Raw genomic sequence first — 13,436 nt, 5'->3', positions numbered from 1 at the left:
CAGGAGACGGGCAGTAAGGCAGATCTCCTCTAGCCCAGAAAAGCGCCCCAAGGTAGCGTCCAGAGGCCCATCAGGATCAGCAGAACACCCGCAGCGCTGCGCACGCCGGCTTTGCGGGTCAGTGCCTGCAGTTCACGGGCTAAAAGGCCTGTTGCGAGCATGCCGGGGAGGGTGCCAAGGCCGAAGCCCAGCATTAGAAGCGCGCTATCAGTTGCACTGCCGGCGGCAGCGCTCCAGATCAGCGTACTGTAGACCAATCCACAAGGTAGCCAGCCCCAGCCAATACCCAGTAGAAGCGCTTTGATCGGATTGTCTGCCGGCAGCAGAGGCTTCAGCAGTGGTGAGATTAGACGCCATAAATGACTTCCCAGACTCTCCAGTTTAGTGACCCCAAGCCACCACTGGCCGACATAGAGCCCCATGGATATCAGAAGCAACCCAGCGAGTGATCTCAGCAGTGTAGCCGCACCGGTCTGGTAGATTCCTGCCCCAACCAACCCCAGTAGAAAACCAGCAAGCATGTAGCTGCTGATACGCCCCAGGTTGTAGGCAAAAAGGCGTGTAAACGCCCCATTGGGCTTCTGGTCGCTGAGGCTCAAGCTCGAGGCGATGCCGCCGCACATAGCTAGGCAGTGAGTCGTACCTAACAGTCCGATGAGAATGGCTGCGGTAAAGCTAAGCGAGCTCTGTATCACGCCTTAGACTCTGGCTCAGAAGAGTTATTGATGCTCTGAGCACCATCACTGTCGCGATCTGATTTAGCGGGCTGTACGCGCGCATCCTCCGGAATCATCTCTTCGTCATCATCATAGAGGATCCGATGGGCTGGCGATTCGAGGTCATCGAACTGGCCGGTGTTCACGCTCCAGAAAAACGCCCAGGTACCGAAACCGATCAAGACGATAGCGATAGGGATTAGCAGGTAGATAATATCCATCAGTAGCCTTTGGGATTTGAGTTCAAACGCAGCGCATTGCCTACGACAACTAACGAACTGGCTGACATGCCAATTGCCGCCATCCAGGGTGCAATGAAGCCTAATGCAGCCAAGGGTAAGGCTATCAGATTGTAGGCTAACGACCAGCCAATATTCTGTTTGATAATCGAGCGAGTACGGCGCGCTTGCGCTACGGCTGCGGCGAGCTTACGCAGATCAGCGCTGATCAACACCGCATCGGCACTGGTTTTGGCTAGATCGGTCGCTTCACTCATTGCAACAGACGTTTGCGCGCCCGACAGCACGGGGATATCGTTAATTCCATCACCCACCATCAGGATACGCTGCCCCGCTTGTTGACGTTGATTGACCCACTCAAGTTTTGCCTCCGGTGTCATCTGCGCCTTAACCCGGTCAATACCGAGCTCTGCTCCAACACGCTGTCCGTTCGCTGAGGCGTCACCGGTCAGCATTACCACCTCGAGGCCAAGCGCCTTGAGCGCACTAACGGCTTCTGGCGCTTCAGGGCGAATTTGATCATCGATGATAAACCAGCAGATAGGGCCATCAGACGAGGCGAGTAGCAGGCAAAGACCGGTCCCTTCGGGTCGTTGGGGTGGCTGCCCGAGGTAGATCTCGGCCGCGAACTCAGGTTTGCCGATGCGCAGGTCCCGCAGGTCGACCTGGCCCTCAATACCCGCGCCTATATGGGTCTGAACGGACTGAGGCGCATAACTGAAGAATGGGGCAAAAGCAGAAGCAATCGGGTGCTCGGAGCGACTCTCTAATGCCGCCGCGATCGCCAAGCACTCAGCCTCAGGTGCACCGTTAAGCGCAATGGTTCTGCGTATGCTTAGCTTGCCGGTCGTCAACGTACCCGTCTTATCGAAAGCAACCATGTCTGCTTGCGCCAGGCTCTCCAACACATGTCCACGGGTAATCAACAGGCCCATCTGGCGTAGACTACCGATCGCGGCAGTGAGTGCCGTGGGTGTCGCTAAGGAGAGCGCGCAAGGGCAGGTTACTACCAATACGGAGAGGACTATCCATACCGCATCCTCAGGCCGAATGGCGTACCAACTAAAGCCGACTACACAGGCCGTCAGCAGTACGGCAGCGACGAAGTAGCTGGCCACTTTATCGGCAACACGGGCAACCTCGGGTTTGTCTGCTTGGGCACGATCGAGCAGATTGAGAATGGCGGACATGCGTCCCTGCTCACTACCCGCTACCACCTCTAGCTCGATCGGTTGATCGACGTTGAGCGTGCCACCTGTCAAAGCATCGCCTCGATGGCGGTTGACAGGAAGGGGCTCGCCGGTGAGCGCAGATTCGTCGATGCTGGCACTGTAACTGAAAAGGATTGAGTCGGCGGGAATTGAGTGGCCAGGCTTCACTAGTACCCGATCACCCGCTTTGAGTTCCGCCACAGGGATCAATTTTTCCTGTCCTGACTCGAGTTTGATTGCACTAGCTGGCAGTAGATTGGCTAAAGCGTTACCGGCTAGGCCCGTGCGGTGGCGCGCTTGCATCTCTAAGAAGCGACCAATCAGCAGGAAGAAGGTAAACATACTCACCGAGTCAAAATAGACTTCGCCCCCTCCAAAGAGGGTCGCCCAGACACTGGCGATATAGGCGCCGCCAATCGCGATCGAGACCGGCACATCCATACTGAGGTGACGCGTTTTGATATCACGCAGCGCCGCGATAAAAAACGGGCGGGCTGCATAGAGTACCACCGGTGTTGCAACGATTAGACTGGTCCAGCGGATGAAGCGCTCGATATGCGGCTCCATCGTGAAGTTCTCTCCCAAGTAGAGCGCCATCGCCATCATCATCACCTGCATCATGCCGACGCCGGCAACACCGAGGCGGCGTACGGCGCGTTTGTGCTCTTGCTGGTATAGTTGCTCTTCGCGGTTTGGGTGGTAGGGATGAGGGGTGTAACCGATCGCGAGGATTTGGCGGAATATCTCACTCAGTGGCGCGGCCTCTGGATTCCAGACCAGTCGAGCACGGTGGTTTGTTAGGTTAACGTTGAAACTCGCTACACCCGCCAGCGTGCCAATGTGTTTTTCCAGTAGCCAAACGCAGGCTGCGCAGCTAATACCCTCAATAACCAGGCTCGCTTCACTCCGATCTGCGAGTCTGCGAACGAACTCGCGCTGCACTTCAGGTGAATCGTAAAGACTTAGCTCAGCATCGATTGAGGTGTTGTTGCCAGGATCAACCGCTGGTTTGTCACGATGTTGGTAGTATTTGTCTAACCCCGAACCGAGAATAGTTTGGGTGACCGCCCGACAGGCCGGGCAGCAGAATGACTCCAGTTTGCCATTCAACTCAAGCTGGAACTGGCCCGAGGCGGGCAGGGGAGTTGCGCAGTGAAAACAGACCTTCGCCTGATCAACCATAAGCGCGGCTATTCAGGCAGCAGTTCAAAGCTGCGTTGATCATAGGGTGGCAATAGCTCACGTTTGAGCACCCAGGCACCGGATTCGTCCGAGAGCATAAGATAACGCTTGCCCTCGAGGTTACCCTGCAGGCTGCCTAGATAAACATCAGAGCTGTTAACGTTGCGCAGCGTGATCTGCTGATCATATTTTTTATGCGCAGGGTGCACCAGATCCAGCGTCAGCGTCGAAGGTAGCTGGGTGTCTGCGTTAAGTTTGAGACGCAGATCGCCGGTAAGGGCGTCTACCAGCAGCTCGCCGCGGATACCGCGTTTGGCAGCCTCTAGGACTCGGCTGTTATCGACATTGGTTCCGCGTGCCACCTTGTAGTAGTCATCTTTAACAATGCCATCGCTGGTGGAAATTGCGATGTACATAAAGATACTGGCGTAAATCACCACTGCAACCAGTGGCGACAACACGAATAGTAGCCATTTCTGGCGATACCAAGGACCAATATCCCGTGTTTGATTCTCCATTCTGTCCTCTTAGAGATAAGTACACGCCGAGCTCAGACCACTGATGCTCGGCGCGAAGTCTAACATAAACCGGTTGTTACGAAGAGACGCCAGCGATTAGTTTGTGGGTCCGATAAAGCGACTCTCGGAGGAGGCGCTGATACTCTCGTCACCGACAGCCGTCACTTCAAACTCGATAGGATAATTCGGCTTCTCTAGCGCACGTGGATCGATCTCAACGTAAATCGTGTGATCGTAAAGCTCGCCAGCTTTTACGCGGACCTCGGTGTCGCCGACCAACTCGGCATACTCAAGTCCTTCTAGGCTGATTCGATAGATTTCATCATTTTGCGATTTGTTGGCAATCTTCACTGAGTAGGTGTTGCGGATATCCCCATCGGTGGCAACTGTGTAAAGGGCACCGCGGCCACGGATGGTGTCGACCTCTAGCGGTGTGCGCGTCAGTAGCACGTAACTAAAGGCAGTCATCATCGCCATCAATGCGACTAGGTAGCCGATTAAACGGGGGCGAACGAGGTGGGTCTTCTTGCCTTCAAGCTCATGCTCGGTGGTGTATCGCACCAAGCCTTTGTCGTATCCCATGCGCTCCATGATGTCATCACAGGCGTCGACACAGGCACCGCAGGCAATACACTCGTACTGCAGACCGTCACGAATATCGATACCCACTGGGCAAACCTGTACACAGTGGCCACAGTCGATACAGTCGCCTAGCCCGTCAGCTTTGTAGTCGGCATCACGCTTGCGCTTGCCTCGGCTCTCACCACGTTTCTCGTCGTAGGAGATGATCAGTGTGTCCTGGTCAAACATCACGGACTGGAAGCGCGCATAGGGGCACATGTAGATACACACCTGCTCACGCAGCCAGCCGGCGTTGCCGTACGTTGCTACCGCAAAGAATGCCAACCACCAGCTCTCCCAGGGACCCAAATCAAGCACCAGAATGTTCGGGATCAGCTCCCTTATCGGTGTGAAATAGCCCATAAACGCAATCGACGTAGTCACTGCGATCAGAATCCAGATGCTGTGCTTGGCGAATTTACGCATGAACTTGTTGGCCGACATCGGCTGTTTATCACGTTTCATGCGTGCATTGCGGTCACCTTCGGTGATGCGCTCGGCCCACATAAAGAACCAAGTCCAGACGAACTGCGGGCAGGAGAAACCGCACCAGAGTCGGCCAGCGAATACCGTCACGAAGAAGAGTGTGAAAGCGAGAATAATCAGCAGCCAAGAGAGCAGCATGAAATCCTGCGGCCAGAAGGTCTGACCGAAGACGTGAAACTGTCGACCCGGTAGGTCAAAGTGAATCGCTTGGCGACCATCATACTGCAGCCATGAGGCACCATAGAAGGCGAGGAGCATCACGGCGCTCGAGATAATACGCAGATTCTTAAAGATACCCTTGTAGAACTTTACATAAATATGCTCACGTTCTGCGTAGAGGCTTACAACCTCTACTTGAGGGGTGACATCTTTTACTGGTATCTGACTCATTCAGTGGGTCCTGCTGCAAAGAGAGATCAACTAGCTCAACAATTGGGGCAGTATACTGCGCCGATAAAAAAGGCGACTTGGTATATATCAGTCGCCCTTTTTGGAGCCTGTAGAAAGATTATTTCGACAGGCTGTATACGTAAGCTGCAATCAGCTGAATCTTATCTTCTGAAAGCAGATCTTTCTGCGCCGGCATTACACCTGCACGACCGCCGCGGATAGTGTGTGCGATCTGCGCGAAATCACCACCGTACAACCAAACGTTATCGGTCAGATTAGGCGCGCCCAGTGCTTGCATGCCTTCGCCTGTTGGCATGTGACAGGCCGCACAGACGGAGTTGAAGGTCGCCTGGCCGCGGTCTGCAGCTGATGCATCGTGTTGCTGGCCGCTGAGGCTACGTACATAGTGCGATACGTCCTGTACACCATCTTCACCGAGTGTTGCACCAAATGCTGGCATTCCACCTTGTCGGCCGTTGATCAGTGTCTGAACAATAGTCTCTGGCGAACCGCCATAGAGCCAGTCGTCGTCAGTTAGGTTAGGGAAGCCGTATGCACCGACACCACCCACACCGTGACAAACCGAACAGTTGTTGGCAAACATGCGTTGCCCCATCTTCAGGCCGTTCTCGTTGCCGGGCTGGTTCAACTCTTCAATTGAGAGGGCAGCGTATTTCGCGAAAACAGGCTTGTAGACCTCTTCCGCGTGCGCCATCTCTTTCTCCCACTGGTTAGCAGACGTCCAACCGAGCAGGCCTTTGAAATTACCCAGACCCGGGTAGAGGGCAAGGTAGCCCAAAGAGAAGACAACGGTGATCAGGAACATGTTGAACCACCACTTCGGCAGTGGGTTGTCATACTCCTCGATGCCGTCAAACGCGTGGCCGACAGTCTCTTCTGTTGTCTCTTTAAATTTCTCACTCTTACGAGTAGCGAATAGCAGCCAAGTTACACCGATAATCACGCCTAGGGTGATGACTGAAATCCAAATGCTCCAAAAAGCACTCATCGTTTTTCTCCTCCGTTACTCTCCTGGTCGGCCTGCTGTGTGCGCTGGTCAATCGCCTCATCCTGGAAGGGTAGATCTGCCGCATCATCGAAGCGCTTCTTATTGCGTGGGTTAATCACCCACAGAAAGATGCCGATGAAGGTCAGTAGCATGATGACCGGAATGTATGGACCGTAGGTTTCGTAACTCACTGATAATTACCGTTTGTTGGTGTACTCAGAATGCATTTTGCCTAGCGCCTGTAGGTAGGCAACCAGAGCATCAATCTCGTAACGGCCTGCAACATCTTCCTGCGCGTTGGCAATCTGCTCATCGCTGAATGGCACGCCTAGTTTGCGCAGTGCAGTCATTTTCGCTGCCGTGTCACGCCCTGTTAGCTTATCGTCGAAAAGCCACGGGTAGGATGGCATTTTTGACTCAGGTACAACGTCACGCGGGTTGTACATGTGTGCACGGTGCCAGTCATCAGAGTAACGTCCACCAACGCGCGCGAGGTCAGGCCCGGTACGTTTAGAACCCCAGAGGAATGGGTGTTCGTAAACAAACTCGTTAGCTGTTGAGTAGTGACCGTAGCGCTCTGTCTCTGCACGGAAAGGGCGAATCATCTGTGTGTGACACACATGACAGCCTTCGCGGATGTAAATATCACGGCCTTCCAGTTCAAGCGCGCTGTACGTACGCAGACCTTCAATTGGCTTGGTGGTAGAGCTTTGGAAGAAGAGGGGAACGATCTCTGCCAGACCACCGCCGCTAATTACGACGATGATCAGCAGGATCATCAGACCCATTTTCTTTTCGATAGTTTCGTGTTTAATCATCTTAACTCTCTCCGGTCTGACTTACGCTGCGGCTACAGCCGGATCAGGGTTTTCTGCAGGGGCCACTTTGCTGCCTGAGCGGGTGGTCTGCCATACGTTGTAAGCCATCAGGAACATACCCGCGACAAAGAACATACCGCCCAACCAACGCACGAAGTAGCCTGGGTGGCTCGCTTCCAACGCTTCAACGAAGCTGTAGGTGAGGGTGCCGTCTTCGTTAACTGCACGCCACATCAGACCCTGCAGGATACCGTTTACCCACATCGCACAGATGTAGAGGACAGTACCGATAGTTGCCAGCCAGAAGTGAGTGTTAATCAGGGCAGTCGAGTACATCTGCGCCTTACCGAACAGCTTAGGAATCATGTGGTAGATCGCACCGATCGAGATCATTGCAACCCAGCCCAGAGCACCAGCATGTACGTGGCCGATAGTCCAGTCTGTGTTGTGTGACAGAGCGTTAACGGTCTTGATCGCCATCATCGGGCCTTCGAAGGTCGACATGCCGTAGAACGACAGCGATACCACAAGGAAACGCAGGATAGGGTCAGTACGTAGTTTGTGCCATGCGCCTGAGAGGGTCATCATACCGTTGATCATGCCGCCCCAAGAGGGTGCCAGCAGGATCAGTGACATAATCATACCAACAGACTGCGCCCAGTCAGGTAGCGCAGAGTAGTGCAGGTGGTGACCACCCGCCCACATGTAAGTGGCGATCAGCGCCCAGAAGTGGACGATAGAGAGACGGTACGAGTAGATCGGACGCTCAGCCTGCTTTGGCACGAAGTAGTACATCATGCCCAAGAAGCCAGCAGTCAGGAAGAAACCTACGGCGTTGTGACCGTACCACCACTGCACCATCGCATCGACAGTACCTGGGTAAACTGAGTATGACTTGAACAGGGTAACAGGCATCTGGATGCTATTAACAATGTGCAGCACCGCAACAGTGATGATGAACGCCATGTAGAACCAGTTGCCCACATAGATGTGCGACGTCTTACGGTTTTTGACAGTACCGAGGAAGACGATTGCATAGCAGATCCATACAACAGCAAGCAGAATATCGATTGGCCACTCGAGCTCAGCGTACTCTTTAGTTGATGTAATACCCATCGGTAGTGTGATAGCAGCAGCTACGATAACTGCCTGCCAACCCCAGAAGGTAAATGCCGCTAGGCCATCAGAGAAGAGGCGAGTTTGGCAGGTACGCTGCACAACGTAGTAAGACGTTGCGAATAGGGCGCTACCGCCAAAGGCGAAGATGACCGCATTGGTATGCAGAGGACGCAGACGTCCAAAAGAAAACCAAGGCGTATCGAAGTTAAGTGCTGGCCACACCAACTGAGCAGCGATCAGAACACCTAGGCCCATGCCTACGATGCCCCAAACAACCGTCATGATGGCGAACTGGCGAACAACTCGATAGTTGTACGTATTTGCAGTTGCAGTGCTCATTTCAGGCTCTCATCAAGCTTTGTGAATAGAAAAGGTCGAAATTCGGGCGAATTATGTTGGATGAGTCGATCTTTTTCAATGAATTAGAGACCATTTATCTCACCCATTTTTGTGCGGTGCAGCATGCGCTGTTCCGACATAAAGACGCCAATCAGCCAAAATTGCTTTGAAGCTTTGCAATCTAAGCTACTGATATTAAATGGTTTATTCTTATAGTTCTGGTGGTTATTTGCTGATAATAATAGGCTATTAGAGCAATCTACCGCTAACGCGAAGGTCATAAAACAGGGTATATCTTGATTCAAATCAATATAAGCTGTCACGCAGTTCTGCAGCAGTGGTACGACCAACGCTCGTTTCCCGCAAATCTCAGCTATGCTAGAGTTCGCGCCGCAATCACCGGTGAAACAGCGAGGCCCGAGCGTGCTTAACCATCTACTGATCTATTGCCGCGCAGGGTTTGAATCTGAAGCGGCTTCCGAGATATCGACTCGTGCAGCAGAGCTCGGTTTTTTTGGATATCCCAAGTTTAGCCCCAATAGCGCCTATGTGCTTTTTCATCTGACGGGTGAGCAGAATGTGCTTGAGTTGATGGCGCAGCTCAAATTTCGGCGCCTGATCTTCGCGCGTCAATGGGTCGCTTGCACTGATCTTCTATCGCATGTCAGTACCAAGGACCGCATCACGCCGCTCTTAGCGGCCGCTGAGGGGCTGCCGCAGTCCGCTGAGCTCTATGTTGAGACGGCTGACACTACAGATGGGCGCAACCTTAACGGTTTTGCGCGTAAGTTTGGTTCTGCGCTCTCAGGTGCAATGCGTCAAGCCGGTCTGATGTTGCCGCGCAAACAGCGTGCCGACTGGCGTACCCATTTATTCGTCATTGATGGGCAAACTTTCTGGTTGGGTGTTTCGCCGATCAAGAACAGCTGTCGCTGGGAGCAGGGTATACTGCGCTTGAAGTTTCCGCCCTCTGCACCGAGCCGCTCGACGCTGAAGTTGGAGGAGGCGTGGCACTGGTTTGTGCCCAAGGCGGATTGGCAAGATAAGATTGAGAGTGGCCGAACGGCCGTTGATCTGGGTGCTGCCCCGGGTGGTTGGACCTGGCAGTTGGTCAATCGCAATATGTTTGTAACAGCGGTTGATAATGGCCCAATGTCACAAGAGTTGATGGATTCCGGGCAGGTGGACCATCGTCGCGAAGACGCCTTCACGTTCAAGCCGAACAAGCCGGTGGATATGTTGGTGTGTGATGTGGTGGAAAAACCATCGCAAGTTACTGAGTTGATGGCCAAGTGGGCGATTAATCGCTGGTCAACGATTCTTATATTTAACCTCAAACTGCCGATGAAGCAGCGTTTTGCTGAGGTGGAATCTTGTCTCGAGCAGTTGCAGAGCATTCTGACCGAGGCGCAGCTCAGATATAAATTGGAAGCCAAGCATCTCTATCACGATCGCGAGGAGATCACGGTCTATTTAGAGTTGATCAGATAAGCAGAGGCTGAACTACAGCTCGTAAATAGTGATCTTCTCTTCGTGCTCGAGCATAGGACCGATTCGGTCCATCATCTGCCTGCGCTCTTCCGAGTGATACCAGCGCGACCAGTCACTTAACGTACGGTAAGTTGCTACAATCAGACGCTTCTCTGTATCGCTGATATCATGTAAAACTTCGCCAGAGATGAAGCCTGTCGTGGACATCGCCGTCTGCAGGTTTTCGCGAGCGAGTGAGTTATAGGCGTCGGTCAGTTCCGTTGGAACATGGCGCTCAATAAAAACTCTTATCATTGTTGTTTTCCTTACGTGCGTTCCCTTTAGTTCAAGAATAGACCGAAGGCGGGTGAACGGTAAAGCGGTTGGTAGCCGTACCGGTCTGACAACGCTGGGCTGACAACATGCCTCGGTATTTGCGACAATAATGAGATTGAGTAATTGAACGGAAAATCCTTTGTGAAACCTGATGCACAACTTGATGCGCGTGGTCTCTACTGCCCTGAACCGGTGATGATGCTGCATAACAAAATCTCAGACGTTGCTGCCGGGCAACTGATAGAGGTTTTAGCCACAGACCCCTCCACAGAGCGTGATATCCCAAAATTCTGCAATTTCCTCGGGCACGAATTGGTCGATCAAGAGCAGCGCGGTGATGAGTATATCTACCTGATTCGCAAGGGTGCCTGATAGCCGACCCAATTAGCGACCCGTAATCCGAGTGTGCGCGTTGTGAAAAAGGGGCTTAACAAGCCTGGATATGCTGTTAAAATGCGGCTTCGATCAGGGTTGCGGCCCAAGTAACAAACGAGATGAGAACGTGAGCGAACAGACCTCAGACAAGGCGCGTAACAAGAATCGCGCAGCAAACCAGGCAGCGGTAGAACTGTTGGAGACAAACTACCCGAAAGCGTTCAACGCTGCCGAGCCTAAACCCCTGAAGATTGGTATTCAGGAAGATCTGGTCGCTGATGACAAAGTGAGCCGCGGTAAAATCAAACGTGCACTGGCTACCTACGTGCGCAATCCACGCTACCTGCAGTCGATTGTAGAGGGTGCCGACCGTGTCGATCTGAACGGTGACGCGTCTGGCACCGTCAACGAGAGCGAAGCGGGTCACGCCAAAGCGAAGCTAGCGGAGTACAAACAGCGCCGTGTAGAGCGTCAAAAAGAGCAGCGCAAACAGCAGCGCGTAGCCGAGAAAGAGGAGCGCATCAGCAACAAGCTCGAAGCGCTGCTGGCGAAAACCAACAAGCACTAACCGGTAGCTCGCTTCTCGCGGCGACACACGTCGGATTAAGAATGTACGAGCGATGTAGCGCACAGCGCTATTTCGCGACCCGACACTGGGTGTCGGGAAATGCGGCTTTGCCGCTCATCCCTCCTACAGGACCCTGCTCAGAAACCTGCGGATTGTAGGATCTCTTCGATCTCCGTCAGAATCGCTGGATCATCTATCGTTGATGGCATGGTGTACTCCTGACCCGCCGCAATCTTGCGCAGCACTGCACGTAGCACCTTGCCTGAGCGGGTCTTGGGCAAGCGTTGCACCACCAATGCCTGACGGAAGCAAGCGACTGCGCCCACTCGGTCACGAACCATCTGCACTAGGTCTTGTACCAGATCCGCTTCGCTGATGGTTTCGCCCGCTTTGAGCACCACGAGGCCCAGCGGCAATTGTCCCCGCAGTTCATCGTTCACACCTATGACGGCACACTCAGCGACAGCGCTATGTGCCGACAGTACCTCTTCCATCTCGCCGGTGGAGAGTCGGTGGCCGGAGACGTTGATCACATCATCGGTACGTCCGGTAATGTAGATGTAGCCCTCCGCATCTTTAAATCCGCCGTCACCCGTGTGGTAGTAACCGGGAAACGCTTCCAGGTAAGAGCTGCGGTAGCGTTCGTTGTTATTCCAGATACTCCAGGCGACGCCCGGGGGCATCGGCAGGGAGACGCAGATGTTGCCAGCGGCGTCAGTCTCAACCTCTTCGCCGCTGTCGTCGAGCACGCGAATATCGTACCCGGGGATCGGTTTGTTGGTGGAGCCCAGACGCTCTTTGGAGGGGTTGTCCCATCCCATCATCGGCGCGGTCATCGGCCAACCCGTTTCGGTTTGCCACCAGTGGTCGATCACAGGCACTTGCAGCAGTTCAGAGAGCCAGCCGTAGGTCGAGGAGTCGAGTTTTTCACCGGCGACAAAGACCCATTTCAGCGAGCTCAGGTCGAACTGTTTGGCCAGTGCGCCCTCAGGATCCTCTTTGCGAATCGCGCGGAAGGCGGTGGGGGCACAGAACATCGAGTTGACCCCATATTCGCCAATGACGCGCCAGAAGGTGCCAGCATCGGGCGTTTTGATCGGTTTACCCTCAAAGAAGATCGCCGAGCAGCCGCCCATCAAAGGGCCGTAAACAATAAAGGAGTGACCGACAACCCAGCCAATGTCGGAGGCGCCCCACCAGACATCGCCCGCTTCCATGCCATAGACATTGTTGAGGGCATAACTGAGCGCTACTGCATGGCCGCCGTTGTCTCGCACTATCCCTTTGGGCTGACCGGTAGTGCCAGAGGTGTAGAGAATGTACAGCGGGTCGCGTCCCAAGACAGTCGTGCACGCTGCGTCTTGCGACCCCTCCTGAAATTCATACCAGTCCAGATCGCGCGCTTGGTTAAGCTCGGCGCTTAGCATTGGGCGTTGGCAGACGATAGTGTGCTCGGGCTTATGTGTCGCCATATCGATCGCCTGATCGACAAGCGGCTTGTAGGCGATCTTCTTGTCGAACTCGATACCGCAGGATGCGGTGAGGATCATTTTGGGGTTGGCATCATCGATACGAATGGCCATTTCGTTGGGGGCAAAGCCACCAAAGACGACTGAGTGAACTGCGCCAAGGCGGGCGCAGGCGAGCATTGCTACTGCGGCCTCTGGAATCATTGGCATGTATATGAGTACGGTATCGCCTTTCTCCACGCCGCGCGCTTGCAGCGCGCCGGCAAAGCGTTTCACTCGAGCTAAGAGGTCGTTGTAGCTGATGGCCTCTTTGGTATCGCTGACGGGCGAGTCGTAATAGAGCGCTACCTGCTCACCGCGGCCCTGCTCGACCTGTTGATCTAAGGCTAGATAGCAGGTGTTGAGTTCTCCATCGGGATACCAACTGTAGGTTCCGAAATCAGTTTGGTGCAGGATCGTTTCGGGCTTTTTGAACCAAGCGATTCGATCAATCTGGGTCGCCCAATAGGCCTCGGGGTTATCTAAAGCGGCTTGGTATTGGTCGTCATATCTCATCTGCATCCCTCTTAT

14 protein-coding genes are annotated in these 13,436 nt (G+C 53.9%); 3 read left to right on the top strand and 11 right to left on the bottom strand.

Annotated elements, in window-relative coordinates; all coding sequences use genetic code 11:
• Positions 1-29 precede the first annotated feature (29 nt).
• The 9 genes from AC1WNR_RS08785 to ccoN form a co-directional block, all read right to left on the bottom strand.
• On the bottom strand, positions 30-695 hold the full coding sequence (locus AC1WNR_RS08785; RefSeq protein ID WP_481644128.1) for a sulfite exporter TauE/SafE family protein: 666 nt from the start codon (positions 693-695) through the stop codon (positions 30-32).
• Complete coding sequence (ccoS, locus tag AC1WNR_RS08780; protein ID WP_481644127.1) at positions 692-937, bottom strand: cbb3-type cytochrome oxidase assembly protein CcoS; 246 nt, start codon at positions 935-937, stop codon at positions 692-694. The genes AC1WNR_RS08785 and ccoS overlap by 4 nt, the downstream gene beginning before the upstream one ends.
• The gene (locus AC1WNR_RS08775) at positions 937-3,348 is read right to left on the bottom strand and encodes a heavy metal translocating P-type ATPase (protein WP_481644126.1); all 2,412 of its coding nucleotides are present in this window, start codon (positions 3,346-3,348) and stop codon (positions 937-939) included. Before AC1WNR_RS08775 ends, ccoS begins: the two co-directional genes overlap by 1 nt.
• Before the next feature lie 8 nt (positions 3,349-3,356).
• Positions 3,357-3,866, bottom strand: a complete 510-nt coding sequence (locus tag AC1WNR_RS08770) for a FixH family protein (protein WP_481644125.1) — start codon at positions 3,864-3,866, stop codon at positions 3,357-3,359.
• Positions 3,867-3,962: 96 nt separating this feature from the next.
• A complete protein-coding gene (ccoG, locus tag AC1WNR_RS08765) occupies positions 3,963-5,363 on the bottom strand; it encodes a cytochrome c oxidase accessory protein CcoG (RefSeq protein ID WP_481644124.1) in 1,401 nt (466 codons plus the stop codon).
• Between the two features lie 118 nt (positions 5,364-5,481).
• Complete coding sequence (ccoP, locus tag AC1WNR_RS08760; RefSeq protein ID WP_481644123.1) at positions 5,482-6,372, bottom strand: cytochrome-c oxidase, cbb3-type subunit III; 891 nt, start codon at positions 6,370-6,372, stop codon at positions 5,482-5,484.
• The gene (locus AC1WNR_RS08755; RefSeq protein ID WP_481644122.1) at positions 6,369-6,563 is read right to left on the bottom strand and encodes a cbb3-type cytochrome oxidase subunit 3; all 195 of its coding nucleotides are present in this window, start codon (positions 6,561-6,563) and stop codon (positions 6,369-6,371) included. Before AC1WNR_RS08755 ends, ccoP begins: the two co-directional genes overlap by 4 nt.
• 6 nt (positions 6,564-6,569) lie before the next feature.
• Positions 6,570-7,190, bottom strand: a complete 621-nt coding sequence (gene ccoO / locus AC1WNR_RS08750) for a cytochrome-c oxidase, cbb3-type subunit II (protein WP_481644121.1) — start codon at positions 7,188-7,190, stop codon at positions 6,570-6,572.
• A 21-nt stretch (positions 7,191-7,211) separates the two neighbouring features.
• The gene (gene ccoN, locus AC1WNR_RS08745) at positions 7,212-8,648 is read right to left on the bottom strand and encodes a cytochrome-c oxidase, cbb3-type subunit I (protein ID WP_481644120.1); all 1,437 of its coding nucleotides are present in this window, start codon (positions 8,646-8,648) and stop codon (positions 7,212-7,214) included.
• 423 nt (positions 8,649-9,071) lie between these two features.
• Here ccoN and rlmM point away from each other — a divergent pair, with 423 nt between their 5' ends.
• A complete protein-coding gene (gene rlmM, locus AC1WNR_RS08740) occupies positions 9,072-10,139 on the top strand; it encodes a 23S rRNA (cytidine(2498)-2'-O)-methyltransferase RlmM (RefSeq protein WP_481644119.1) in 1,068 nt (355 codons plus the stop codon).
• A 12-nt stretch (positions 10,140-10,151) separates the two neighbouring features.
• Here rlmM and AC1WNR_RS08735 read toward each other — a convergent pair whose 3' ends face one another.
• Complete coding sequence (locus tag AC1WNR_RS08735) at positions 10,152-10,433, bottom strand: antibiotic biosynthesis monooxygenase family protein (RefSeq protein WP_481644118.1); 282 nt, start codon at positions 10,431-10,433, stop codon at positions 10,152-10,154.
• A gap of 162 nt (positions 10,434-10,595) precedes the next feature.
• Here AC1WNR_RS08735 and tusA point away from each other — a divergent pair, with 162 nt between their 5' ends.
• Together tusA and AC1WNR_RS08725 are read left to right on the top strand one after the other, a co-directional pair.
• Complete coding sequence (gene tusA, locus AC1WNR_RS08730; RefSeq protein WP_481644117.1) at positions 10,596-10,826, top strand: sulfurtransferase TusA; 231 nt, start codon at positions 10,596-10,598, stop codon at positions 10,824-10,826.
• A gap of 130 nt (positions 10,827-10,956) precedes the next feature.
• Positions 10,957-11,397, top strand: coding sequence for a ProQ/FINO family protein (locus tag AC1WNR_RS08725; RefSeq protein WP_481644116.1), 441 nt, complete (start codon positions 10,957-10,959; stop codon positions 11,395-11,397).
• 137 nt (positions 11,398-11,534) lie between these two features.
• On the opposite strand, the gene AC1WNR_RS08720 is transcribed toward AC1WNR_RS08725, so the two are convergent.
• The gene (locus tag AC1WNR_RS08720; protein WP_481644115.1) at positions 11,535-13,421 is read right to left on the bottom strand and encodes an AMP-binding protein; all 1,887 of its coding nucleotides are present in this window, start codon (positions 13,419-13,421) and stop codon (positions 11,535-11,537) included.
• Positions 13,422-13,436 lie beyond the last annotated feature (15 nt).

The sequence above is a fragment of the Marinobacterium marisflavi genome (genome assembly GCF_982447095.1).
Note: the sequence above shows the minus strand (reverse complement) of the source record. Positions and strands in the feature narration are given on the sequence as shown.